The organism is Rubripirellula amarantea (assembly GCF_007859865.1).
GTDB lineage: Bacteria > Planctomycetota > Planctomycetia > Pirellulales > Pirellulaceae > Rubripirellula > Rubripirellula amarantea.
The window spans coordinates 1,876,802-1,900,507 of sequence record NZ_SJPI01000001.1 but is presented as its reverse complement, the minus strand read 5'-3'; the positions used below and the strand labels follow the sequence as shown (position 1 = coordinate 1,900,507).

The 23,706-nt window shown below is 52.3% G+C and carries 23 protein-coding genes; 20 read left to right on the top strand and 3 right to left on the bottom strand.

What is annotated here, in order from left to right; genetic code table 11:
• The first annotated feature begins 113 nt into the window (after positions 1 to 113).
• The 6 genes from Pla22_RS06920 to Pla22_RS06895 all read left to right on the top strand — a co-directional run bounded on the left by Pla22_RS06920 (position 114) and on the right by Pla22_RS06895 (position 5,968).
• The gene (locus tag Pla22_RS06920; RefSeq protein ID WP_146513962.1) at positions 114 to 1,115 is read left to right on the top strand and encodes a hypothetical protein; all 1,002 of its coding nucleotides are present in this window, start codon (positions 114 to 116) and stop codon (positions 1,113 to 1,115) included.
• Positions 1,116 to 1,257: 142 nt separating this feature from the next.
• A complete protein-coding gene (locus tag Pla22_RS06915; RefSeq protein ID WP_146515280.1) occupies positions 1,258 to 2,214 on the top strand; it encodes an NAD(P)-dependent alcohol dehydrogenase in 957 nt (318 codons plus the stop codon).
• Positions 2,215 to 2,389: 175 nt separating this feature from the next.
• Positions 2,390 to 2,956 carry a type 1 glutamine amidotransferase domain-containing protein gene (locus Pla22_RS06910; protein ID WP_146513961.1) on the top strand — a complete coding sequence of 189 codons (567 nt, stop codon included), beginning with the start codon at positions 2,390 to 2,392 and terminating at the stop codon, positions 2,954 to 2,956.
• A 119-nt stretch (positions 2,957 to 3,075) separates the two neighbouring features.
• Positions 3,076 to 3,558 carry a pyridoxamine 5'-phosphate oxidase family protein gene (locus Pla22_RS06905; RefSeq protein WP_146513960.1) on the top strand — a complete coding sequence of 161 codons (483 nt, stop codon included), beginning with the start codon at positions 3,076 to 3,078 and terminating at the stop codon, positions 3,556 to 3,558.
• 41 nt (positions 3,559 to 3,599) lie between these two features.
• Positions 3,600 to 4,820, top strand: coding sequence for an amidohydrolase (locus Pla22_RS06900; protein ID WP_146513959.1), 1,221 nt, complete (start codon positions 3,600 to 3,602; stop codon positions 4,818 to 4,820).
• Positions 4,817 to 5,968: a carboxylate-amine ligase gene (locus Pla22_RS06895; RefSeq protein WP_146513958.1), complete on the top strand. Its 1,152-nt coding sequence runs from the start codon at positions 4,817 to 4,819 to the stop codon at positions 5,966 to 5,968. The genes Pla22_RS06900 and Pla22_RS06895 overlap by 4 nt, the downstream gene beginning before the upstream one ends.
• Positions 5,969 to 5,984: 16 nt before the next feature.
• On the opposite strand, the gene Pla22_RS06890 is transcribed toward Pla22_RS06895, so the two are convergent.
• Positions 5,985 to 7,424 carry a sigma-54-dependent transcriptional regulator gene (locus tag Pla22_RS06890; protein WP_146513957.1) on the bottom strand — a complete coding sequence of 480 codons (1,440 nt, stop codon included), beginning with the start codon at positions 7,422 to 7,424 and terminating at the stop codon, positions 5,985 to 5,987.
• A 524-nt stretch (positions 7,425 to 7,948) separates the two neighbouring features.
• On the opposite strand from Pla22_RS06890, the gene Pla22_RS06885 reads away from it, so the two are divergent.
• The 6 genes from Pla22_RS06885 to Pla22_RS06860 all read left to right on the top strand — a co-directional run bounded on the left by Pla22_RS06885 (position 7,949) and on the right by Pla22_RS06860 (position 11,695).
• Positions 7,949 to 8,203, top strand: a complete 255-nt coding sequence (locus tag Pla22_RS06885) for a GlsB/YeaQ/YmgE family stress response membrane protein (RefSeq protein WP_146513956.1) — start codon at positions 7,949 to 7,951, stop codon at positions 8,201 to 8,203.
• A 58-nt stretch (positions 8,204 to 8,261) separates the two neighbouring features.
• Positions 8,262 to 9,116, top strand: a complete 855-nt coding sequence (locus Pla22_RS06880) for an EcsC family protein (RefSeq protein ID WP_146513955.1) — start codon at positions 8,262 to 8,264, stop codon at positions 9,114 to 9,116.
• 11 nt (positions 9,117 to 9,127) lie between these two features.
• Positions 9,128 to 9,871 (top strand): hypothetical protein, encoded by a 744-nt coding sequence (locus Pla22_RS06875; protein WP_146513954.1) that lies wholly within the window; start codon positions 9,128 to 9,130, stop codon positions 9,869 to 9,871.
• A 164-nt stretch (positions 9,872 to 10,035) separates the two neighbouring features.
• Complete coding sequence (locus tag Pla22_RS06870; RefSeq protein WP_146513953.1) at positions 10,036 to 10,413, top strand: hypothetical protein; 378 nt, start codon at positions 10,036 to 10,038, stop codon at positions 10,411 to 10,413.
• A gap of 98 nt (positions 10,414 to 10,511) precedes the next feature.
• Positions 10,512 to 11,177 (top strand): hypothetical protein, encoded by a 666-nt coding sequence (locus tag Pla22_RS06865; protein WP_146513952.1) that lies wholly within the window; start codon positions 10,512 to 10,514, stop codon positions 11,175 to 11,177.
• A 14-nt stretch (positions 11,178 to 11,191) separates the two neighbouring features.
• Positions 11,192 to 11,695 carry a nucleoside deaminase gene (locus Pla22_RS06860; RefSeq protein WP_242631845.1) on the top strand — a complete coding sequence of 168 codons (504 nt, stop codon included), beginning with the start codon at positions 11,192 to 11,194 and terminating at the stop codon, positions 11,693 to 11,695.
• Positions 11,696 to 11,733: 38 nt separating this feature from the next.
• On the opposite strand, the gene Pla22_RS06855 is transcribed toward Pla22_RS06860, so the two are convergent.
• Together Pla22_RS06855 and Pla22_RS06850 are read right to left on the bottom strand one after the other, a co-directional pair.
• Positions 11,734 to 12,045 (bottom strand): hypothetical protein, encoded by a 312-nt coding sequence (locus tag Pla22_RS06855; RefSeq protein WP_146513951.1) that lies wholly within the window; start codon positions 12,043 to 12,045, stop codon positions 11,734 to 11,736.
• 18 nt (positions 12,046 to 12,063) lie between these two features.
• The gene (locus Pla22_RS06850; protein WP_146513950.1) at positions 12,064 to 12,606 is read right to left on the bottom strand and encodes a TIGR03067 domain-containing protein; all 543 of its coding nucleotides are present in this window, start codon (positions 12,604 to 12,606) and stop codon (positions 12,064 to 12,066) included.
• Positions 12,607 to 13,013: 407 nt separating this feature from the next.
• Here Pla22_RS06850 and Pla22_RS06845 point away from each other — a divergent pair, with 407 nt between their 5' ends.
• The 8 genes from Pla22_RS06845 (at position 13,014) to Pla22_RS06810 (ending at position 23,681) form a co-directional block, all read left to right on the top strand.
• On the top strand, positions 13,014 to 13,181 hold the full coding sequence (locus Pla22_RS06845; protein ID WP_146513949.1) for a DUF1328 domain-containing protein: 168 nt from the start codon (positions 13,014 to 13,016) through the stop codon (positions 13,179 to 13,181).
• Positions 13,182 to 13,533: 352 nt separating this feature from the next.
• Positions 13,534 to 14,349, top strand: a complete 816-nt coding sequence (locus Pla22_RS06840; protein ID WP_146513948.1) for an alpha/beta fold hydrolase — start codon at positions 13,534 to 13,536, stop codon at positions 14,347 to 14,349.
• Positions 14,350 to 14,400: 51 nt separating this feature from the next.
• Positions 14,401 to 15,555, top strand: a complete 1,155-nt coding sequence (locus tag Pla22_RS06835; protein WP_146513947.1) for an endonuclease/exonuclease/phosphatase family protein — start codon at positions 14,401 to 14,403, stop codon at positions 15,553 to 15,555.
• A 179-nt stretch (positions 15,556 to 15,734) separates the two neighbouring features.
• On the top strand, positions 15,735 to 16,988 hold the full coding sequence (locus Pla22_RS06830) for a putative DNA modification/repair radical SAM protein (RefSeq protein WP_146513946.1): 1,254 nt from the start codon (positions 15,735 to 15,737) through the stop codon (positions 16,986 to 16,988).
• 8 nt (positions 16,989 to 16,996) lie between these two features.
• Positions 16,997 to 18,445: a UdgX family uracil-DNA binding protein gene (locus Pla22_RS06825; RefSeq protein WP_146513945.1), complete on the top strand. Its 1,449-nt coding sequence runs from the start codon at positions 16,997 to 16,999 to the stop codon at positions 18,443 to 18,445.
• On the top strand, positions 18,442 to 19,449 hold the full coding sequence (locus tag Pla22_RS06820; protein WP_146513944.1) for a ligase-associated DNA damage response exonuclease: 1,008 nt from the start codon (positions 18,442 to 18,444) through the stop codon (positions 19,447 to 19,449). Before Pla22_RS06825 ends, Pla22_RS06820 begins: the two co-directional genes overlap by 4 nt.
• A gap of 81 nt (positions 19,450 to 19,530) precedes the next feature.
• Positions 19,531 to 21,144, top strand: coding sequence for an ATP-dependent DNA ligase (locus Pla22_RS06815; protein WP_146513943.1), 1,614 nt, complete (start codon positions 19,531 to 19,533; stop codon positions 21,142 to 21,144).
• A gap of 53 nt (positions 21,145 to 21,197) precedes the next feature.
• Positions 21,198 to 23,681, top strand: coding sequence for a ligase-associated DNA damage response DEXH box helicase (locus tag Pla22_RS06810; protein ID WP_146513942.1), 2,484 nt, complete (start codon positions 21,198 to 21,200; stop codon positions 23,679 to 23,681).
• Positions 23,682 to 23,706 lie beyond the last annotated feature (25 nt).

The window sequence follows — 23,706 nt, the reverse complement described above, 5'->3', positions numbered from 1 at the left end:
TGCGGTCGCCTAACCCAAAAGGCGTACTGGCACGGCGATTGCGTGGTTAGTGATGGTGAAAATGTACACGAAGGCTTCGCCCTTCACCCACCCCGCCTATTTGGAGAATAGAGATGAAACCCTGGAAATTCACTGTTTTTGCGCTGCCGATTCTAGTCGCGTCCAGCGCCGTGGCTCAGACCACGCGAGAGTCTGAGGACGTCGGTGGTCGCTATGAAGACGACGCATGGTACGACGTCAGCGAGTGGTTTGATGGCAATGACTACAATCCCACTGACGAAGCGATCGGCCGATGGGACGATGAAAAGTTCGACTACTACGACAAGCAGACAAGCACCGACAACGACAATGATATCGAAGCAGTCGATGTCGAAGAGTTCTATGGCGAGGACTACGATCACGGATACGCCCGGTACTACGACGCCGACAAAGACGGCAACTACGAGCGAATGTCTCGTTACCACGATACCGATGGCGATCGCTTGAACGATAGCTATGCCACGTACCGAGATGACGACGGCGATGGCTTGTATGAAGACTACGACTTCAATGCGATCGCAGGGAAGAACGCCGTCCAAAGCAGCAGCGTTGCTCAGACCACCCAAAAAGGTTTGAGTGGAAAAGCTGTACGCGTCTCAGGCAAAGTAAAGGAGACTAAGATGGTTAAGCGCTACGGTGAGGTAAGCTTGCTGACGCATGTCAACGCTGACGATGGAAAGTCCATTTGGGTTGATTTCGGTCCAGACGCCTCGACAATGCAAGTATTCAAGGACGATGCCGTAACGGTATATGGCCCCGTCACAAAGCGTGGCAACAAGCAAGTGCTTGTGGCGACGACTGTTGAACTGGATGGGCAACAACGTTCGATCGAACGAAACGGTCGTCGCTATAGCGGCACCGTCAAGTCGACCAAGACCGCCCAAGTGCGTGGCGAGAAACACATGATGGCCAAGCTAGAAACCGATTCGGGCAAAATGCTCACAGTCGACTTGGGCAATCCAGACTCGCAAAACCAACTGAAGGAAGGCAGCAAGCTTACCGTAACTGGAGTGCCAGTGAAGTTGGGCGATCGAGTGGTTTTAATCGCTGATGAAAACCACACTTCAGTGAAATAGCACTGATTTTTTTCCACAGGCTGGCAGTCACTGCCAGCCTGTTTTTTTTTGAAATGACAAGTCTGGAAACTTTCTGATGTCGCATTCTACTTCCATTGAACAAGCCGGTATCGTGGATTCGGATGTTCGTTCGCCATCAACGATGCGTGCAACAACCTATGAAGACTACGGTGATGCGAGTGTTCTAAAAATCGCCGAAGTCCCTGTGCCGCATCGGTTGCCGGGACAAGTTTTGATTAAAGTTCAAGCCTCCAGCGTAAATCCAATCGATTACCGCCTGAGGCGAGGGGAGATGAAGGGTCTACTTCCGTTTGGCTTTCCTCGCATTCCTGGCTATGACGTTGCCGGAACGATTGCGGACTGTGCGTCGGATTCAATCTTTCGAATCGGCGATCGTGTCATGGCGTTCCTCGATCATGCCAGAGGTGGTGCGTGTGCTGAGTTTGCGGTCTGCGCAACCGACGTGACCGCCAAACTACCTGATTCAATGCCCTTCGATGAAGCAGCCGCAATTCCGTTGGCAGGGACAACAGCGCTACAATCACTAAGAGATCACGGCCAGATCGCTGCGGGAAAACGTGTGCTTATCAATGGTGCGAGCGGCGGCGTCGGAGCCTTCGCAATTCAAATCGCCAAAGCGTACGGTGCCATAGTGACCGCAGTCGCAAGCGGCGACAACGAGTCCTTTTGCGTAAGTTTGGGAGCCGACAAGTTTTACGACTACCACAACACAGATTTCACTGAACTTTCCAAGCAGTGGGATCTCATTTTTGACGCGGCTGGAAAGTCGGGGTACTTCGATTCACGCGACGTGCTTACCGAAAACGGTAGATATGTTTCAACGGAGCCTGATGTGAAGGGCATGCTTGTCACGCTGCTAACTTGGCCTCTATCGAAATCCGGCAAAGTCATGCTTGCTAAGCCCAATGCTGAAGATTTGCGTGAGCTAATTCAGCTTTACGAATCGGGAAAGATGTCGGTGACAATTGATAGCCGTTTTTCCCTTGATGATGTTGCAGCAGCACATCGCCGAGTTGAGTCCGGTATCGACCGTGGAAAGGTTGTGTTGATCAACCAACGTCCACACACCGAGAAGTAGTTTCATTCTCCGCATGGTAAGACTTAGGGCACAACGGTCTCTGAGCGACCAGCTATCTATTTCCTGATGTAAGTGTCGGTGATTCGATTGACCGAAACGCTGCAAAGCAGGTTTGGCATGGAACCTGCATCAGTGTTGTTACAAACACAACACCTCTAAAGATCAGGAGATCACAATGAACAAAAAATCCCTTCAAGGCAAACGAATTGCATTTCTTGCTACCGATGGGTTCGAACAAGTCGAGCTGACCAAGCCTTGGGAAGCCGTCAAAGAAGCCGGTGCGGAAGTCGTTTTGGTTTCGCCCAAAGACGGTTCAATCCAAGGAATGCATCATGACGAAAAGGGCGACACCTTTGAGGTCAATCAGTCGGTCCACACGGCCTCTGCCGAAAATTTCGACGGCCTCGTGTTGCCTGGTGGTGTAGCCAACCCCGACTCATTACGTACCTGCGAAGATTCGGTGAGTTTCATTCGCGACTTCTTCAAGCAGCACAAACCGGTTGCCGCGATCTGCCATGGTCCATGGACGCTCATCGAAGCAGATGTTGTCCGAGGACGAACCGTTACTTCATGGCCCAGCTTGAAAACGGACCTGAAGAATGCCGGGGCTGATTGGGTTGATAAAGAATGCGTGTGTGACGAAGGCTTGGTAACGAGCCGATATCCGGACGACCTGCCAGCTTTCTGCAAGAAGGCGGTTGAAGAATTCGCAGAAGGCAGGCATGCGAAGCAGACCGTTTAGAGTTCAGCTTCGATAACACCGAGCTAACGAGAGTGGTAGGCTCGCTGGGCTTATCTGCCTAGCGGTTCCTGCTTTCGTTTGCACTCAACTTTTATTCACAAACTTTGATAGATGGATCCATGAATACTCAACAAAAACTGATTGACCTGCTTCAAGATTTTGATAACGCCATGCTGGTGACTCGCAGCGATCGAGGTGAGCTTAATGCACGACCAATGGCAGTAGCACAACTGGAAGATGACGGCCAAATTTGGTTCGTCACCGATATTCACTCGGGAAAGATCGCTGACCTCATGCTGGATGCCGAAGTCGCCGTAACGATGCAAAGCTCGAGCAAGTTTGTTTCTTTATCAGGCACCGCACATGCGGTCGATGATCGTGCAAAGCTGGACGAGCTTTGGAACGAATCTTGGAAAGTCTGGTTTCCCGAAGGCAAGGCGAGTCAGTCGATCACTTTGCTGCGGGTGGAGCCTGCTCGTGGAGAGTACTGGGACAACTCTGGGTTAACGGGCGTCAAGTACTTGCTGAAGGCTGGCAAGGCATACCTGCAAGGGGAACGACCAGAAACCGACGCGTCAACCAACGCATCCGTGTCGCTATAAGACTCGGGCGTTCACTTTATCCGGAAGTTAGGAAGTTACGTATGCAAAGCGAGGCAATCGAACTGCAAGACATAGTGAAACGCTATGCCCAATCGCTCGCAGTTCGCTTGCGTGAAATTCGCCGCTATTTGCATCAGCGACCTGAGCTTTCCGAACAAGAGTACGAAACAACGGAGTTCATCGAGGATCTAATCGTAACGCTTGGTTTGACTCCGCATCTAGCCGGCGACCGCAGGGGTGCCTGGGTGGATCTTGATGCCAGCGTGAGCAACCAGAAACACAGAGTCGCGATCCGAGGCGACATCGATGCCTTACCCATTCAAACACTACTTGAAACATCGTACGCAAGCCGAGTCGATTGTGTCATGCATGCCTGCGGACATGATGCGCATGCAACCATGGCCTGGGGCGCGCTAGCCATATTGACCGAACTGGCTAACGACAACTTGCTTCCCGACGGCACCGCGACTCGCATCATCTTTCAACCCGCTGAAGAAACAAGTACCGGCGGTCGTCATATGATTGAATCTGGTGCATTGGAGGGAGTCGATAGTGCCATCGCTCTTCATGTTGATCCGAGCCGTCCGGTTGGTACTTTCGGCTACCGTGACGGAGCGTTTACTGCCGGCTGTGATTCGTTTTGCATGATTATCAACGGTCAGGCTGGTCATGGTGCGAGACCTCACTTGACCGGCGATACGGTCGGTGCGGCGGCCCATTGGATAAGCACCATCTACGAACGGTTGCCCAGGCATCAAGACGCTCGTGAACCAATCGTCGTGAATGTAGGACAAATCAGTGGCGGACACGCGGCCAATGTCGTTCCGGCAGAAGTGAAACTTAGTGGGACGCTGCGAACGTTGTCCGCAGAAAGTGCTATGCGAGCCAGACATCAATTGATGCAAATCTCCGAAGCCTTGGAATTAACTTATTCGGTCACGACTCAGCTAACTTTTGGTACGCACACTCCGCCTGTTGTCAATGACATCAGAGTCAACAGCCTACTTCGGTTCGCTGCATCTAAGATCGTGGGCGATGCCAACGTTCGTGATATCGAACAACCCAGCATGGGTGCCGAGGATTTCGCTTTCTTCGCATCGAAGGTACCAGCGGCCATGATGCGGATAGGAGTCGCGGGAGTGGATGTCGGCTCGCAACCCCTTCACACTCCGACATTCGACATCGATGAGTCAGCTCTTGTTCATGGTGCTGCTGTGTTGGCACTAGCTGCGATCGAACTCTCCACAGGAAACTTACCGTGAGTAAATTCATTCCATCGGTTGGTGTTGAAGAAGAGTATCAGTTGGTAGATCCTGAAACCGGTCGTTTGCTTCCCAATTGCAAAGAAGTCATGAGGCAGGTTGGCAACGATGTGACGGCCGACATCCAACATGAACTGCATCTCACGCAGATTGAAATGGCGTCAACGGTTTGCAACACGCTGGATGAAGTGCAGACGCGTGTCAAGCAAGTTCGTGGTCAATTAATTGAAGCGGCAAAGAAGACCGGAGCCGCTTTGGTTGCTGCGGGCACGAACCCACTTCCTTTACCAGAAGTCGAATCGTTCACACCGAGTCGCCGATATCGCGTCATGAGTCAACGGTTTCAACAGATCGCTCGTGATATGCTGATCTTCGGTTGTCATGTCCACGTTTCAATCGAAGACCCATCGGATGGTTTGCAGATCATGAACCAGGCCCGACGGTGGTTGCCACTGCTTCAGGCATTGTCGGCGAATTCACCCTTCTGGGACGGCGAGGACACGGGATACGCGAGCTATCGTCGCGAACTGTGGGCGCAATGGCCAATGGCTGGTCCACCACCGCATTTTGAAGATGTAGACGACTACAAGTCTTGTGTCGCTGACCTCATCCAATCAGGTGCAATCGAAGACGAGAGCTACATCTATTGGGACATCCGTTTGCCGACCAAGGTTCCGACCATTGAATTCCGTAGTGCCGATGTGATGTTGTCGGTCGAAGAAACCGTTGGATACACCGGTTTGGTACGAGCGATCGTAATGCAAGCCACGCGGGATCTTCGAGAAGGAAAACTGAACCGACCTATTCGCGACAACGTGCTTTCCTACGCGACATGGCACGCTGCAAGGTATGGCGTTACCAAAGAACTGGTCGATCCGTTGTACTGCAAGAACTACACGGCCAAAGACTTAATTGCGATGCTGTTGGACCATGTTCGGCCATCGCTCGATTTGTCTGGAGACGGTGAGCACATCAAAGGGTATCTCAACCAAATTCTGCAATCGGGCACAGGTGCGGATCGTCAACGAGCTGTCGTGGGTTGCAACCCTGAACTTGACGATTGCGACCTCAGCAAGGTTGTGCAGTACGCGATGATGGAAACAGCATCTCGCGGACGAAACGCAGGTCATCTAATCGAGGCAGAATAAGGTTCTGCCAAAAGCTCTATCCAACTTGGACATTGCTGGTTAGCGAAATGTTGTAGGTAGAAATCCGATCCCGAAGTTTACCCCGCGTGATGCCCAATATCTCGGCTGCTTGGCTTTGGTTGCCATCGGTCGACTTTAAGACCTCCGTGATCACGTACTTTTCCATGTACTGCATCGACTGAGCGTACACGTCGGTCGACTTCTCGGCCAACAACCGCTTAACAAGTTGGGGAAGGGCGGCTCCGTCGACGGTTTCTTGGTTGGTTGCGGTGGGAGCCGCTCCTCTTTTAGTGATCTCTATTGGCAATCCATCGGGCGTAATCACCGGCATCACTGAATCGAGAACACATCGACGAATAACAGCACGCAACTGCCGAACGTTACCGGGCCAATGGTATTCCGAAAACAATTTAACTGCTTCAGGCGATAGTCCTTCAAGGTCTGGCTTATTGAATTCCTTTTTCGCCTGAGACATAAAGAACTGGATCAACGCCGGTACATCACTGAGCCGCTCTCGCAGAGGTGGCAGTTCGATCGTCACACCATTGAGGCGGTAGAGAAGGTCCTCACGATAATCGCCATCCTTAACCATTTCTTCGAGCGGTCGATTGGTTGCTGCGATGATCCGACAATCGGTTGTGAGTTCCTTGTTACCACCCACACGCTCAAAGCGTTGCTCTTGCAGAACGCGAAGAACCTTTGCTTGAACGGACGGTGCCATGTCACCAATCTCGTCAAGGAATAGTGTTCCACCATTGCATTGTTCAAACTTACCGATGCGTCGTGATTCCGCGCCGGTGAAGGAGCCTTTCTCGTGTCCAAAAAGCTCGCTCTCTAAAAGGTTGTCGGGGAGGGCCGCGCAGTTCACAGCCAGAAACACTTCCTCACTCCGATGGCTGTACTGATACAGGGCTCTCGCAACAAGTTCCTTCCCGGTACCACTTTCGCCTCGAATAAGGATCGGGACGTCCTGCTTACTCACTTTCCCAATCGCCTTGAAAACGTCCAGCATGGCCGGCGATCGACCAATAAACAATTCGCTTGAATCATTGGTGGAAGTATCGTCGGCACTAATCGCGACTGGAACGCTACTGATTTGGCGCTGCTCGATTGCTTTTTCGATTAGATCTCGCAGGGGCTCCACCGATAGTGGTTTGCCGATGTAATCGAATGCTCCAAGTTGCATCGCCTCGATAGCGGTGCTGCTAGCGGCTTCGATCGTCATGAACACGACTGGAATGCGTCGGTCAAATTCGCGAATCTCACAATAGACAGCCAAACCATTTTGGTCAGGTAACTGAATGTCTAACAAAACTGTGTCGAAGCTTCCCCGACGAAGTTTGGCGAGCCCTTCGGACGCTGTGGCAGCCGTTTCGACGTCAGCGATTGCAGATAGCGTCTTTTCTGCCAACGCCAAGATCGTGCGATCGTCATCAATGACGAGAATGCTTGGCATCGGTTTCGACCATTTTGATAGAGGTTTGCTTTGCGAGCTAGTGTCAGAAACGGTATTCGAAGAGCTAGCAGGCATCGTGGCAGTCCAGGGCTATGTAATCTTAGGAAAGAGCAGGTCGATTGTCGATCAGACTGATTCAGCAACTGCCGTGCCAAGCGTGATGGAACGATTTCAACCAGGCCGATCGTGATCGAAATCAACTGACTGCGACCGGGGGCAAAAATGCTACTGGTTATGCGAAAACGCGATCCGCTCAGGCCGTGCTATCAAGATCGGCTGATCGGGTTTCATTAAAATGCGTTGATGAATCTGTACAACCAAGTTCCCACGCGCTTGAAGCTAGGCTTTCGAGAGCTTTCTAGGGCAGGGCACCGTGTATCTCTTTGCCGCACGATGTTTACCTTTATCACGTCATGGCTCATCGGCACGGCGATTGCGTTAGTGGACGTCAGGTTGGTCAGTTATCAACCTCGCTGATAGCTGAACTTCGGCGAACTCTGCCTCACACCCTTAGATTGAACATCATGTTTTGGATACTCGGATGGATCGTATTTGGATTCTTGGTCGGATTAATTGCTCGCGCGTTAATTCCTGGCGAGCAAGCGATGGGATGCATGCGAACGATCCTTCTTGGCATTGCCGGATCTTTCGTGGGCGGTGCCATTGGTTACCTATTGCAAGGCGGATCACTCATTCAATCAAGCGGTTGGATCGGCTCAGTGGTGGGAGCGGTCATCTTACTCGCCCTTTCGGCGAGACGCGGTAAGTTCATTGATTAATTGCTGTCCATGACCTACACGCAATCGCCACATTAATCCTCTGTCACGGCACTGGTCCATGAAAAACGAATTGATAGTTGACACACTGCCACCCGAAGCAGTGGAAGAGCTCCGCGAAGCTAAGCGAGTGCTTGAGCATCACGGAATCGCGGATCGCTTGACCGAACTCATCGGTGCGCCGATCACAGCGTCATTAAAGATGCTGCCGGACATCGCGGAAAAGACGGTTTACTCCGCCATCGACAAATCGCTCAATGTTGCATTGGACGTCGCCATGCGAACCCTCGGCGATGATCGTGGGGGAACTGACACCAAAAAAGACGGATCAGGTCCCACGTCAGAACTCGGTAAGCCTCGTTTGCTTACGCACAAGTTGCTTGCAGGACTAAGCGGAGCTGCCGGCGGTGCGTTTGGCGGTGCAACGATCGCGGTCGAGCTACCGGTATCAACCGTTTTGATCCTACGCAGCGTCGCTGACATTGCTCGAAGCGAGGGGGAAGACTTATCGGAAATCGAGTCTCGATTGGCATGCTTACAAGTCTTTGCTCTCGACCCAGGAAAGAAATCGGATGTCGACGATGACACTGAATTCGGCTATTTCGCTGTTCGAGCCGCGATGGCGGTGCAAATCCGCGACGCGTCGCAGTACCTCTTGAAAAACGGGATGGCTGATACCACCGCACCAGTGCTGGTGAAATTGGTTTCTCAGATCGGCAAGCGTTTTGGGGTCGTGGTCAGTGAGAAAATTGCAGCTCAAGCGATTCCCGTGATTGGGGCTATCGGCGGAGCACTGATCAATAGCTACTTCATCGATCACTACCAAGACCTAGCTCGAGCACATTTTACGATCCGGCGATTGGAACGAACTTACGGTGAATCGCAAGTGCGAGAAGCCTACGGTGCAATGAAGTGATCAAGAATGACGTGATAAAGGATGAACCCGAAGCCTTTGATTATCCTGACCGCAAGAACATCTTGGTGGTTTCCTACATCACCATTCGGCGGGCGATCGGCGTCAGTGGGTTGCTGCTGCCGTTAATGCTCGGCCCCGGTGGCTGGTTGGTAGGGATTCCTTTCCAGGACAACATGAGCAGCTACTATCACACGGGGATGCGGGACATCTTCGTTGGCACGTTGTCCGCCATCGGCATCTTCTTGTTCTGTTACCGAGGCTACGACCGAGTTGAAAATTGGACGGCGAACCTCGGATGCGTCTCAGCTCTAGGCGTTGCCCTGTTTCCCTTGGACTACAACAGTGATCCGCTCTTTCAGAGATCAGTAACCGGATACTTGCATACGTTTAGTGGTGGCGTGTTCTTTCTGACGCTCGCGTTCTATTCGCTCTATCATTTTCCAAGAGATTCTCAGATAGAACACGAGCCTCATCTGCGCGAACGTGCGTGGATCTATCAACTTAGCGGCATCGTAATTTTGCTGAGCTTAGTCACGATGGGCGGATTCCTGTTCGTTTTGAGTCCAGAGTGGAAGCGAATGCTCAACAACTACAACTTCTTGTTCTGGATGGAATGGGTCGCTGTTTGGGCGTTTGCAGCCGCCTGGCTAGCCAAAGGCCGTGCGATTATCGCCGACATTGCGGTCGATATGCTCGCGCATTCCACAGCATTGCTCACGAAACAGATTCGGCACACCCAGACGCGGGAACAATGACCAATTCAACGTGTTATGCCGACATTCACGACATTGCACCGGGGGCGGCGTTGAATGTCAGCGTATTTGAGAACCGCCTTTGGCACACCGGTTGCTCTCTCTGTTGTTTCGAACGCTCATCAGATTCGAAGAGCATGAAACCTATTCAAACCGAGGAATTTACAATGAAGACGTTAGCCACCTGTGTATTGGCCCTTTGCACGTTTGCCATGGTTGGCTGCGATGAAACCGCACTCGACCGAGAAGCAGACGCCATTCGTGATACCACTCAACAACAAGCAGAAGACATTCGCGACAGCTCGCAGTCCGCTGCTGAAGCCACACGCGACGCGTCACAGAACGCGGCCGAGAACCTCCGCGAGCGCACCGACAATGCGTCCGACGCCGTTCAAGATGCTGCGGAAGAACGAGCCGATGCGATTGAAGAACAAGGCGAGATGAAGGCCGACCGTAAGGAAGACCTTGGGGAAGAAAAAGCCGACGCATTGGAAGACGCTGGCGAAAACAAGGCTGACGCTCTTGAAGAAGTCGACAACGAGTAATCGTTCGTCCCAAAACGACTGATTGACGAAAGTGCTTGGCGGCCGTTTTACCGCCAAGCACCTTCTTTTTTGATAGTACGAAGGCTAAGAAATAGAGCATGAACCACAGAACCATCGTTGCCGGTGTCGCTTTAATACTTATTGCACTTGCGACGCTGTTCGCTTGGTTCATGTACCCGATTGACCACAGCGCCTCTGGAACCCATGCCACCACCTTTTCGGTGGATTGCGACTATGACAAGTTTCGGCAAATTATGGTCCGCAAAAATGCAACGGCGAAACTTGTTGCTCAATCTGGAATGACGCTCGTGGATGAACAGATCGAGGCGATGGACCTTGACACCAGCAATGACAACCGCCCACTCCTCAATGCTATCCGAGGAAAGTCCAGAACCGATGTGACTGCTGTGAAAGAGATCACGGTCCAACTTGACGATCCGGCGATTGATGCTGACAGGTTGGTTCTAAGTCAACACGCTGATGTACAAGCCGACCTGATGGACGTTATTACCAAGTCGAAAGCCGCGGCGGGGAACTTAAGAAATTATGAGACAACGTTGCAGGCTCGGCCTAATGGCGGCCAGACCGACGTGTCAATTTCGGTTTCGCTACAGGTCGACGTGCGAGTTCCTCAAATGTTCACGGCCAAGGCCGACCGCGAAGTACAACAATCCGCAGTGGATGCCGTTGTTGGGCAAGCTGAAGCACTGAAGTCTTTTGTTGCCCAGTATTCAGACAAGAAGTTAATTTTACCCGAGCTATAAAGTAGAGGTCTCCGTTGGAAACTCACCAATACGTCAAACTCGATAGTGTGACGGAACTTCGATTGAAGCGATGGATGAAGGCTGCCCTCGCAGAAGCGGAACGAGGCACCGAAAATGGTGAGCACCCGTTTGGTGCTGCGATTTACACGCCCGAAGGAGAACAGCTATCGGTCGCTTGTAATACGGTTTGTTCAACCAACAATCCCGCAGCGCATGCGGAGGTTAATGCGATAGCGTCGGCATGCCAAGCGATTGGCGAACCCAGCCTTACGAACCATTGGTTGGTAGCGACCGCCGAACCGTGTCCAATGTGCTTGTCAACCGCGGCAATTGCCGGAATCAAGTTCATAGCGTTCGGGGCAAGCCAGGCCGTCGTTAATGAAGCGGGATATGGTGGCCTAGGTGTGACCGGCCGAGACCTGGCCCGACAGATGTCTGCGAACATTCACCTCCGCAGTTCGATCCTTGCGAATGATTGCGTGTCGTTCCTGCTGCGAAACCGCAAGCGGAATCGTTAACCCCAACAATCGACGTTAGGACATGCGGTTATCATGCCCTAGACGCGGCTCATGCGGTGGCACGTATCCGAAGAGGTTTGACGTACGTACATGGTCGAAGAACCGACGTGAATGTAACCCTTGTTGCCCCTTCGACGGTCGATGCGGTAGGTCGCAACGACCGTAAGAACGTCTTCCTTGCACTCCATACCAAGCCACGACCTCACCTGAGAAAAGAGTGAGCGAGGCCTCTGCTTTTTGCCGATCATCGTTTCGAATGTAACGATCGGATACGGTTCAGTTGGAACGGTCGCTGAATAACCGTCCAAGGGACCACCGTAGAACTGAACCGATTTGAAGTTGGTATTCATTTCATTGCCCCCGAACCGTTACTTCTGTTCGTCGCCCGCTGAAGGAATTGTCGATGGATCAACCTCCTCTTTCTTCAATTTGAAGAGCATGGCTCGGTTTGATGCCGTCGATTCAAACGCCTTGGGGCGATCAGCGCCGGGCAATCCGTAACAAAGAGTCCATTCGTCGTCGCCATCCAACTTCAGGATCCCAGACGCAACCGGTTGAGACGGCTTTGGCTCTGTCTTGAGCTTATCCGTCGAGGCATTATCGGCAACAGAAGTCATCGTGATGTGGATTGGATCCTTAGCTTCGTCCGTTCGGAATACCGCTCGGAATCGTTGCCTCTGATCTCGATCGTACGTGACAATCGTGTTCGTTGTAATTGTGACGTAGGTACCTTCTACTTCGGCCTCGCTCAGTTCACGTCCTTGATTGACACCTGATACAACGAGCCATCGACCTTGCAGTTTTTCGATGACTGTGTCGTTAGGTTTGTCGTCGGCTCTAGTTGATAGTGAGAATGCAATTGCACTGAACAGGAAGGCGAGGGTGACAGCAATAGGTTTGATGGTCGTCATGGGTTTGCTCCGGGGTCGGCACTAAGTCGGATAGTTTGCAACGTTGACACACAACGTTGTTGGGGCGTAGTCGTTGGGGCGTTGAACGCAGATCAACGAATCATCGAAAGCACAGAAAGCACATCGCGTGCCCAACCCTATAAACAATCTTGACCAGAATCCTTGGGCGAAAAATCGTTCGCTTTGCCCTCACCGTGAACGATATCAGCCCAACGAATGAAACTCGCCGAGTCCATGCTGATGCAGAGCTTACAGATAACCTTGCAAACATCCAATTTCGGTGGGAACTGAGGGAGACTTAGGTACCGAAGATTTGAACTCGGTTTGGCACAACAATCGCGTGGTTGTTTGGCTGCAAAGCGGTTGAGTGAATCGCTGAAACTGAAATTCAAATATTGGAGACGATCATGTTAGGCTGGGCTTTAACTTTTCTTATCATTGCGTTGGTGGCTGGTGTGCTTGGCTTTGGAGTGGTAGCAGGTACCGCTGCAACCATCGCGAAGATCCTGTTCTTCGTGTTCCTGGTCCTATTCGTGATTGGCTTGCTGATGGGTCGTCGTGGGCCGGTCGCGTAAGCGGAAAGAACGGCATTGAGTTGATAGTTGATCCGTCACGCGAGGTTGTCGGTAAAAGCAACGCCGTCTTCTTGCGTGACAATCGACTATTGTGAAGCCAAGCAGAGATTCGACGGCAGACTTGTTTTGCCAAACCTCGAACGTTAACCCCGCTATTCCCACTACATCCACTTTGATGATCGTGGTCGAACAGGTTTGGTGGAGGCTGCTTGATCGTGAGCACCCGCTTGAATAGCGTTCGCAAACGCCTACCCCAACGCTAAGATAGAAACTAGTCGCTCAACGATCCGTTGGACGACTTTCGTAGCTTAATCCTTCCGACTAAGTCCCCTGCAATTGCACCGGAGCAGCCATGACGATGATACCGACTCGAGATGGGCAGGCGATTTACGCCAAAGATTGGGGAAGTGGCCGACCTGTGATCTTAATCCACGGGTGGCCCCTGTCAGCCGACAGTTGGGACTACCACGCAATCAAGATTGTTGAAGCCGGGTTTCGTGTCATCTCTTATGATCGGCGTGGGTTCGGACGTTCGACTCAGCCGTACGGGACCTATGATTACGACACTTTGTCGGACGACCTTAGCGACGTGATGACAGCATGCGGTGCCGAGGACGCCTCCATCATCGGATTTTCGATGGGTGGCGGCGAAGTGGTGCGTTACATGTCGCGTCACGCGGGACGTCATGTTCAACAGTGTGGGCTGATCGCTTCGGTCGTTCCTTACATGCTCAAAACGAACGACAACCCAAATGGCGTCGATCAATCGGTTTTTGATGGCATAGCTAAGGAATTGACGGAAGACCGCCCACGTTTCTTCAGCGAGTTCTTTAAGGATTTCTTTGGCGTCGCATCTCATCCAGTGAGCGAACCCTATTTGCAGTGGACGCGAAGCGTTGCGATGCAAGCAAGCCTTCACTCAACGCTTGCCTGTGCGAACTCATTCGCGACAACTGACTTCCGTCCCGAGTTGCCAGCGATCAATGTCCCTACGCTCATTGTTCATGGGACTGATGACCAGACCGTACCGATTGATGCAAGTGGACGTGCTGCTGCGAATGCAATTGCCAATGCCAAGTACGAAGAATACGAAGGAGCACCTCACGGGCTCACGTTAACTCACAAGGAACAACTCGCGGACGATCTGATTCATTTTTTGAGGGGGTAAATTTTTGTTCCGCGACACGACGATGCAACACTATCACCGAAAGCGAAAACAATGCTTACCGTATTTAACTTTCTAATCTACAGCCTGCTTTCGGTACTGGTATTGGGATCGCTCTTGCCACTGTCGTCTAGCCCGCACTGGTTCATTAGGAACTGGGATTATCCACGCGTTCAAATTGTGACCATTGCGGTTGTCTCGGCGTTTGCTTTCCTTGTGGTCAATGGTTTGGCGGGTGAACTCGCGAAGTTTTCCGCAATTGGTGTTGTCGTGGTGTCTGTTGCGATCTTCACATGGCACACATTCCGTATTCTTCCCTACACACCGCTTGCGTCTACCCAGGTCAAAACTTGGGAACCCGAACCGGGATCGCCGCAACAAACCAATGAAAAACGATTGCGAGTTTTGCTTAGCAATCTTGAGATGGAAAACGACAAGTTCGATCGTTGGCGAGAGGTCATTCTTTCCGCCGATGCAGATGTCGTCCTTGTTGCCGAAGTGGACGACCGTTGGGCAGCGGTAATCGAGGAAATGCGGTCGAGTTATCCCAATCAGATTGTCTATCCTCAAGACAATTGGTACGGGCTTGCGATGCTTTCACGGCTCCCCATCCTCGAAAGCAATATCCGTTTTCTAGTCCAGGACGACGTGCCGTCTATCGATGCTATCGTTGAGCTGCAGTCGGGAGATCGAGTTCGCGTGGTAGGCGTCCACCCGAGACCGCCGGAACCCGTGCGGGACAACGATTCAACTGCCCGTGACGCCGAACTGGTTCTATGGAGTGAAGAGTTGGCGGACGAGCCGCTTCCTACTGTCATCGGTGGCGATTTGAACGACGTCGCTTGGTCAGAAACGACCCGGTTGTTTTTGCGGCTCAGCGGTCTTTTAGACCCTCGTCGTGGCCGAGGTTTGTACAACTCATTCCACGCTGACCACGTATGGATGCGTTTTCCTTTGGACCATGTCTTTCACTCGACGCATTTCTCCTTGCGTGATCTGCAACGACTGCCCTTCGTGGGTTCAGACCACTTTCCTATTTTCGTGGACTTGCAACTTGACCAAGACAAGCGGGCTGAACATGAACCGCTTCCCGAGAAAGCTGCGGACGAATCCGAGGCCGATGAACGCTTGGAACGTGCCGAAGATGAGCACGGATTAGAGGCCGATTCCATCGACGAAGCCGACCGCGAAACGGCAGATGCTTCCTAGAAATCGGGGTGTTATTCGCTGATCGACTTTGCGGTTAAAAACGCTGGTCCTGCAGACGTGAATACCGAACGATTTTGGCGGAATTTCTGACGATTGCTTGCACCCCACTATCGTCGTTGACTTCGGTATGACACTCAGTATTCCTCAAGCGAGGAACTTCTCTATTCAATGCGGGTCTTGTGGACGCCAAAGAAAAATTAGCCATCCTTGCAGATGCAGCGAAGTACGACGCGTCGTGTGCTAGCAGCGGGTCGCGAACGACCAGAGCGGAAAGCAAAATTGGAAGCACCGAGGGCATGGGGATTTGCCACAGCTACACCCCGGATGGGCGATGCATTTCGCTACTGAAGCTGCTGCTGACGAACTACTGCATCTACGATTGTCAGTACTGCGTTAATCGAATCTCCAGCGACACGCCGCGGGCAAGGTTTACGGTCGAAGAAGTCGTTTCGTTGACCATGGAGTTCTATAAGCGGAACTATATCGAGGGGCTGTTCCTAAGTTCGGGCATCATTCAAACATCCGACTACACAATGGAACAGATGATTCTCGTCGCGAAGAAGCTTCGCAACGAAGAACAATATGGTGGTTACATCCATCTGAAGACCATCCCGAATGCGTCTCAGGCTTTGATTGAGGAGGCTGGGCGGTGGGCAGACCGGCTAAGCGTCAATATTGAACTCCCAACCGAAAGCGATCTCGTTCAGTTGGCCCCCGAAAAGAAGAAGCCTCAAATCGTGGACGCGATGCGGGGAATCCGAGACAAGATCGACGAGACTTCTCAAGAACGTAAATCGGGTTTCAAGCCACCTCGCTTCACGCCGGCTGGGCAAAGCACGCAGATGATTATCGGAGCGACCAGTACGCCCGATGTTGAGATCCTCAAAACGGCGTCTCAGTTGTACACCGGACAAAAGCTGCGACGAGTTTACTATTCAGCGTACAGCCCTATTCCGCATGCCGATGCAAGATTACCCGGTCAATCGCCGCCGTTGGTTCGCGAACATCGCTTGTATCAGGCAGATTGGCTGATGCGGTTCTACGGATTCAGTGCTGCAGAAATTGTGGCGGAAGCAGATCAAAACTTGTCCCTCGACGTTGATCCGAAACTCGCGTGGGCTCTGGCAAATCGACACTTTTTCCCAGTCAATGTGAACACGGCAAGTCGCGAAGAATTGCTTCGTATTCCTGGTATCGGTGCCCGTAATGTTAAACGGATCCTAAGGGTGCGTCGCTATCAATCGCTTCGGACTGAGGATTTAAAGAAGTTGAGGGTGGCTTGGAATCGAGCCAAGTTCTTCGTCCTGACCGCTGACCACAATGCTGCGCTACTTGATTTAGACAAGGTGGACCTTCGTGCTAAAGCAAAACCAAAGCAAGAACAATTGCTTTTGTTCGACGCTGCAGCCTCAGCCCTTTCGGGAGAGGTCTGAGAACGACAATGGAATTTGTAAATGCTGACAATTTCGACCAGTGGCGAGTACACGCGCGACGATTGATTTCCAACGATGTGTCGCCCATGGAAGTGCAATGGACCGACGCCGAGAATCAGCCATCCTTGTTTGGGCCTGAGTCGCCTGAAGCTTCAATTCCCAAGGCATCTTCGATTGGCACTCGACCATTCTCGGTGCCCAAGACTTTCCTCACTTTGGCGGAAACGGTCGCTTGTCATCGTGATGCTGGACGATGGTCTTTGCTCTATCGCACGCTCTGGAGGATCCTTCACGACCAGCGTCATTTGCTTGAGATCACGACGGACGATGATGTTCACGCCCTGAACCAGATGAACAAGGCGGTAACCCGGGACGTTCACAAGATGAAAGCGTTTGTACGTTTTCGCAAATTGGTCACCGACGACGCTACCGAACAATTTGTGGCATGGCATCGCCCCGACCATCGAATCGTTCGCTTAGCGGCTCCCTTTTTCGCACGAAGATTCAAAGCGATGAATTGGTCCATCATGACACCTGATGAATCAGCAATCTGGGATCAGAAGTCTCTTGCTTATCGTCCAGGGGTGCCATCGTCGGAAGCTCCTAGCGGCGATGAACTGGAAACGCTTTGGAAGACCTACTACGCATCCATCTTCAACCCTGCTCGTGTCAAAGTCGCAACCATGAAGCGAGAGATGCCGGTGCGACATTGGGCGACGTTGCCGGAAGCTTCGTTGATTGATGATCTGCTCCGCGAGGCTCCCGCTCGTGTGGAGACGATGATTGAGCAGAATGAAGGCTTTGCTGAAACCGCGACGAAGTTCATGCCAGAACTTGTTGACCTGCCGGCACTGCAGAAAGCAGCGGAGTGCTGTCGAGCATGTCCATTGCATCAGCATGCGACCCAGACTGTTTTCGGCGAGGGTCCACCTAATGCACGAGTTGTCTTCGTCGGTGAACAACCGGGTGACCGCGAGGACCGAGAAGGCCATCCGTTTGTGGGTCCTGCGGGACAGTTGCTAGACGAATCTTTGCAGATTGCGGGCGTTAAACGTGACGAAATCTACATTACGAATGTCGTGAAGCATTTTAAGTTCACCGAAACGGACACACCGCGGGGAAAACGACGGCTTCACCAAAAACCGAACTCGCGTGAAGTCTTTGCGTGTCGACCGTGGTTGGAAGCGGAACTAGTTGCCATCAAGCCTGAGTTCGTGATTTGCCTTGGTGCTACGGCAGCTCAAGCCTTATTCGGGCGAGATTTCCGCATCACAAAGGATCGTGGCCGACGACGGCAAACCGAATGGTGCTTGAACACGCTTGCGACTTGGCATCCAGCCGCGATCCTTCGAATGCCGGACCATCAACGGCAACTGCAAATGCGGCAGCAGTTGGTTTCTGATTTGAGACAAGTGAGTTTATCGACCGATTCCTCGATGGGGCATCCCGGTTCATGAATGACTTACTCAAGACAACCGATCTGGGGCTCTACTGTTCCGCAGGTGGCTTTTACGTCGATCCTCAACGTCCGGTCGATCGTGCTGTTATCACGCATGCTCATGCCGATCATGCCCGCTGGGGTTGCCGACATTATTTGGCCACAAGCTCTTGCGAACAATTGCTTCGCATGCGAATGAACGAGGATGCGGAGTTTCAGTTCTTGCCATATAGCGAATCGATCACCATCAATGGCGTGAAGGTCAGCTTTCATCCTGCTGGTCACATGCTTGGATCGGCGCAGGTACGATTAGAGTATCGTGGCAAAGTTGCTGTGATTACGGGTGACTATAAGCTTGGCAGTGATCCAACCTGCGATAGTTGGGAACCGATTGCTTGTGATCTGCTTGTGACGGAGTCCACCTTTGGCTTGCCCGTCTATCGTTGGGATGATGACCAAATCATCACGGATTCGATCAATGCTTGGTGGCGGGAAAGCCGCGATGACGGAAAGTGTTGTGTTTTGTATGGATACGCCGTCGGGAAGAGCCAGCGTTTGCTAGCCGGTCTCGATCCGACGATTGGTCCGATCTATACGCACGGAGCCGTAGAGAAGGGCACCGATGCCTATCGAAGAAGCGGCATTACCTTACCGACAACGACCTACGTTGGCTCAATCACTGGAAAGCATGATTGGAAAGGCGGAATGGTCGTCGCGGTTCCCAGTGCTCATGGCACCCCATGGATGCGAAAGTTTGGCCGCGTAAGCACCGCGATGGCTAGCGGATGGATGGCCGTACGTGGCACCCGTCGGCGACGATCGGTCGATCGCGGATTCGTGGTAAGCGATCATGTCGATTGGCCATCGTTGCTTAAAGCGATCGCACTCTGCGATCCTGAACAGGTATGGGTTACGCATGGATACAGCGCCGTCGTTGCCCGTTACCTGCAAGAACAGGGACGTGATGCCAGAGTGATCGATTCTCGAAGCCGAATGGAGGACGACGAAGATGAATCTCACTAACCAGACGGTCAGCATGCTATTTCCCATTTGGCAACCGCTATCGACGCAATTTTCATCACCCTGCATCAAAGGGCACACACAATGATTCGCTTCGCCGATCTTTTCGAAGCGATTGACTCGACGACTAAGACGAACGAGAAGATTGCTGCGATGGTAAACTACTTTGCTGCAGCATCGCCTGATGATGCCGCTTGGGCGATTTACTTTCTAGCCGGAAACAAATTGCGCCGATTGGTCCCAACTAAGTTGCTTCGCGAATGGGCTGCGGAAGAAGCCCAAATTCCCGATTGGCTGTTCGACGAATCCTATCATGCGGTGGGGGATTTGGCTGAGACCTTATGCTTGGTTGTTCCGCCGGGTTCACTCGTCGATGATCTCTCTTTGACTCGTTGGATTGAAGACCGTTTGTATCCGCTGCAATCAATGAGTGAAGACGAGCAACGCGACGCGATCATAGATATTTGGCGACAAACACCGACCAAGTTGCGATTGGTGATCATGAAGTTGGTCACCGGAGGTTTCCGTGTCGGAGTGAGCAAACGATTGGTCACGCGAGCCATTGCAATGCATTGTGAAGTTCCCATCGATGTCATTGCGCACCGATTGATGGGGAGCTGGAAACCGACGATTGAGTTCTATCAACGGCTCATTCGCCAGGACATCGACGATGCTATTGTGAGCCAGCCTTATCCGTTCTGCTTGGCTCATCCGATTGACTTGCAGCAAGACGTCGGTGCGATTGGCCCCGCGACCGATTTCGTGGCGGAATGGAAATGGGATGGCATTCGCGGACAAGTCATTCGTCGCGACTCGCAAACCTTCATCTGGTCGCGTGGTGAAGAGTTGATGGAAAAACGCTGGCCCGAGATCGAATCCGCTGCTGAAGAATTGCCCGATGGCACCGTGATCGATGGTGAAATTTTGGCATCGCTTTCAAATGGAGAAGTATTGCCATTCACGCAGTTGCAAAGACGAATCAATCGAAAGACGGTCGGCAAGAAGTTGCTCACGGAAGTCCCCGTTGTGTTTCAAGCATTTGATCTTCTTGAACACGATGGCGAGGATATCCGTTCGCTGACATTTGCTCAGCGGCGCTCGCGTTTACAGTCGATTCTGGACGGTGTTACACATCCTCACCTGAAGGCAACTGAATTGATTGCGGGGGATACGTGGCAAGAATGGTCTGCGATTCGAGAATCCAGTCGCGATGTTAACGCCGAAGGATTGATGCTCAAACGCATTGATGCTCCGTATGATGTTGGACGGGTTCGTGGAACATGGTGGAAATGGAAGGTCGCACCCTACACGATCGATGCCGTTCTTATCTATGCGCAGAAAGGTCACGGCCGGCGCGCGAGTTTGTATACCGACTACACCTTCGCATTGTGGGATGGTGACACCCTTGTTCCGGTTGCGAAGGCTTATAGCGGATTGGATGACAAAGAGATTCGACAAGTCGATCATTTCGTTAGGCGGAACACGAAGGAATCCTTTGGGCCGGTTCGAAGCGTGACACCAACTTTGGTAATGGAGATCGCATTCGAAGGACTAGGGCGATCGACTCGCCACAAAAGCGGAATCGCGACTCGTTTCCCACGGATCGCTCGCTGGCGTCACGACAAGAAACCAGCCGACGCAAATACGTTGCAAGAGTTAATGGACTTATTGCCAGCTACCGAACCGAGTACCTCGTAGCAACGAGCAGACCATTGGTAGCCCACCGGAAACATTCCCCCGACAACGAATTGATGTTGAAACGAGCGAACTTAGCGAAACCAGCTCAAAGAGTTGATGATTACTTCGCGTCGATCGGCTGGAAACCTTTTCGTTTTCAACGCAGCGTCTGGCGAGCTTATCAAAACGGATTCAGCGGATTGGTTCATTCCGCCACCGGAACGGGAAAGACGCTCTCCGTTTGGATGGGCCCTTTGATCAAATGGATGCGTGAGAACCCGGATCCGTCAAAGTGGAATCCGAAACGGCCGCCACCGCTTAAAGTGCTGTGGATCACCCCATTGCGTGCACTCGCCGGTGACACCGAAAACTCCTTACGTCAGCCCATCGACGGCCTGCAGCTTCCGTGGCGATTGGAATCCCGCACCGGCGACAGTAAAGCGAGCATGAAGGCTAGACAGTTGAAACGCTTGCCCACAGCGATGGTCACGACTCCCGAAAGTCTCTCGCTAATGCTGACCCACGAAAAACTTCTTGAACAGCTTTCTGGTGTTGAGGCGGTAATCGTCGACGAATGGCATGAACTGCTGGGAACCAAACGCGGTATTCAAACGGAGTTGGCACTTGCACGGCTTCGCAAACTAAATCCGCAACTTCGGACCTGGGGCCTATCGGCGACACTGGGCAATTTGAACCAAGCGTTGGACTCTTTGGTTGGCAACTCACCAATGGGGCCTGTTCGAATTGTCGAAGGATACCGCAAGAAGAAACTAAAGTTGGAATCGGTGATTCCCAATCGCATTGATCGCTTTCCCTGGTCTGGTCACATTGGAACTAAAATGGTTCCGCAGGTGGCTGAACTAATCGAGCAAGTTGGTAGCACACTAGTCTTTGCGAACACTCGATCGCAGACTGAAATTTGGTATCAACACCTCCTTGCGCAACGACCTGATTGGGCGGGACAGATTGCGATTCACCATGGATCACTCGACACGACTGTTCGCCGTTGGGTAGAGGACGGACTTCGTGGTGGTTCACTACGTGCGGTGGTATGCACCAGCAGTTTGGATCTAGGAGTCGACTTTACGGCCGTCGATTTGGTGATTCAAATCGGCAGCCCCAAAGGCGCCGCTCGATTGCTGCAACGTGCCGGTCGCAGTGGTCATCAACCCGACGCAACCAGTCGATTAGCATTCGTACCAACGAATGCCATCGAGTTGATTGAATTGGCCGCTGCGCAAGACGCAATCAAACAAGGACATCTCGAGGCTCGCAGACTGCTGAACAAACCGCTTGATGTACTCGCCCAGCATGTCGTCAGTATTGCGATAGGTGGTGGCTTCGAATCGTCGGCATTGCATAGCGAGGTTCGAACGACCGTGGCCTATCAATCACTTAGTGACGAGGAATGGCAATGGGTACTCGATTTTGTGGTCCGAGGTGGCGACTCCCTGACTGCTTACCCGGATTTTCACCGAGTCAAAATCGTTGACGCCAAGCACCAGGTGACTGAACGTCGAACGATCACTGCCCATCGGATGAACATTGGTACGATCGTGTCGGATGCTTCGATGCAAGTCAAATTTCAAAAAGGCAAAACACTTGGTACGGCTGAAGAAAGCTTTCTATCGAAACTGAAAGCGGGAGATCGTTTCCTGTTTGCGGGCCGTTTGGTTTCTATGTTGCGTATTCGTGACAACGCCGCCTACGTCAAACTTGCCACCGGTGGTCCCGATACCGTACCGCGCTGGATGGGCGGAAGAATGCCACTGTCAACGGAACTTAGCGCGGCGCTGCGGCGAAAGATTCATGAGGCATCGCAGGGGCAACTTATAGGGCGTGAAATGAAGTCTTTGGCCGGATTGCTAGAAGTGCAGCAACGGTGGAGTAGTTTGCCGCGCGAAGACGAACTGTTGGTGGAAAAGATCAAAACGCGAGACGGATTCCAGATCTTCATCTTTCCTTTCGAAGGGCGACTTGTTCACGAGGGGCTTGCCGCGCTGTTGGCATACCGTATTTCGCGTTTTAGAAAGACAACATTCACGATGGCGTGCAATGATCATGGTTTCGTGCTGCAGTCGCCGCACGACATCGACTTTGCTGCCGCAATTAGCCACGGGGTGCTGTCGCCGCGAAACCTTGTAGACGACATCCTTAGATGCATGAACGCAACCGAGATGGCTAAGCGGCAGTTTCGTCAAATCGCCCGCGTTGCCGGATTGATTCAACCCGGATTTCCTGGCCAACGCAAATCTTCTAGCCACTTGCAAGCGAGCAGCAATTTGTTCTTTGACGTGTTCGCACAATACGATCCTGGCAACCTTCTGATCGAACAAAGTCGACGTGAGGTTCTCGATTTCCAGCTTGAGGCCACACGTATGATGGATGCATTAGATCGAATTGCGGCGAGCCGGATCGTGATTGAAACGCCTGAGAAAATCACGCCTTTTGCTTTTCCGCTTTTGGTCGACAAACTTCGCGAGAGAGTTAGCAGCGAGACGTTGGCCGACCGGATTTCCCGCATGCAAGCCGACCTGGAAGAGTCGGCACGCACTTAGCCGAATCAGCGATCCGCTCGCGTCT

Excerpts from the sequence above, each read along its gene's own strand:
- Pla22_RS06900 (WP_146513959.1), top strand. The coding sequence starts at position 3,600 with ATGCAAAGCGAGGCAATCGAACTGCAAGACATAGTGAAACGCTATGCC.
- Pla22_RS06845 (WP_146513949.1), top strand. The coding sequence starts at position 13,014 with ATGTTAGGCTGGGCTTTAACTTTTCTTATCATTGCGTTGGTGGCTGGT.
- Pla22_RS06840 (WP_146513948.1), top strand. The coding sequence starts at position 13,534 with ATGACGATGATACCGACTCGAGATGGGCAGGCGATTTACGCCAAAGAT.
- Pla22_RS06820 (WP_146513944.1), top strand. The coding sequence starts at position 18,442 with ATGAATGACTTACTCAAGACAACCGATCTGGGGCTCTACTGTTCCGCA.
- Pla22_RS06920 (WP_146513962.1), top strand. The coding sequence starts at position 114 with ATGAAACCCTGGAAATTCACTGTTTTTGCGCTGCCGATTCTAGTCGCG.
- Pla22_RS06825 (WP_146513945.1), top strand. The coding sequence starts at position 16,997 with ATGGAATTTGTAAATGCTGACAATTTCGACCAGTGGCGAGTACACGCG.
- Pla22_RS06890 (WP_146513957.1), bottom strand. The coding sequence starts at position 7,424 with ATGCCAAGCATTCTCGTCATTGATGACGATCGCACGATCTTGGCGTTG.
- Pla22_RS06855 (WP_146513951.1), bottom strand. The coding sequence starts at position 12,045 with ATGAATACCAACTTCAAATCGGTTCAGTTCTACGGTGGTCCCTTGGAC.
- Pla22_RS06910 (WP_146513961.1), top strand. The coding sequence starts at position 2,390 with ATGAACAAAAAATCCCTTCAAGGCAAACGAATTGCATTTCTTGCTACC.
- Pla22_RS06905 (WP_146513960.1), top strand. The coding sequence starts at position 3,076 with ATGAATACTCAACAAAAACTGATTGACCTGCTTCAAGATTTTGATAAC.
- Pla22_RS06915 (WP_146515280.1), top strand. The coding sequence starts at position 1,258 with ATGCGTGCAACAACCTATGAAGACTACGGTGATGCGAGTGTTCTAAAA.
- Pla22_RS06815 (WP_146513943.1), top strand. The coding sequence starts at position 19,531 with ATGATTCGCTTCGCCGATCTTTTCGAAGCGATTGACTCGACGACTAAG.
- Pla22_RS06880 (WP_146513955.1), top strand. The coding sequence starts at position 8,262 with ATGAAAAACGAATTGATAGTTGACACACTGCCACCCGAAGCAGTGGAA.
- Pla22_RS06850 (WP_146513950.1), bottom strand. The coding sequence starts at position 12,606 with ATGACGACCATCAAACCTATTGCTGTCACCCTCGCCTTCCTGTTCAGT.
- Pla22_RS06870 (WP_146513953.1), top strand. The coding sequence starts at position 10,036 with ATGAAGACGTTAGCCACCTGTGTATTGGCCCTTTGCACGTTTGCCATG.
- Pla22_RS06835 (WP_146513947.1), top strand. The coding sequence starts at position 14,401 with ATGCTTACCGTATTTAACTTTCTAATCTACAGCCTGCTTTCGGTACTG.
- Pla22_RS06865 (WP_146513952.1), top strand. The coding sequence starts at position 10,512 with ATGAACCACAGAACCATCGTTGCCGGTGTCGCTTTAATACTTATTGCA.
- Pla22_RS06810 (WP_146513942.1), top strand. The coding sequence starts at position 21,198 with ATGTTGAAACGAGCGAACTTAGCGAAACCAGCTCAAAGAGTTGATGAT.
- Pla22_RS06885 (WP_146513956.1), top strand. The coding sequence starts at position 7,949 with ATGTTTTGGATACTCGGATGGATCGTATTTGGATTCTTGGTCGGATTA.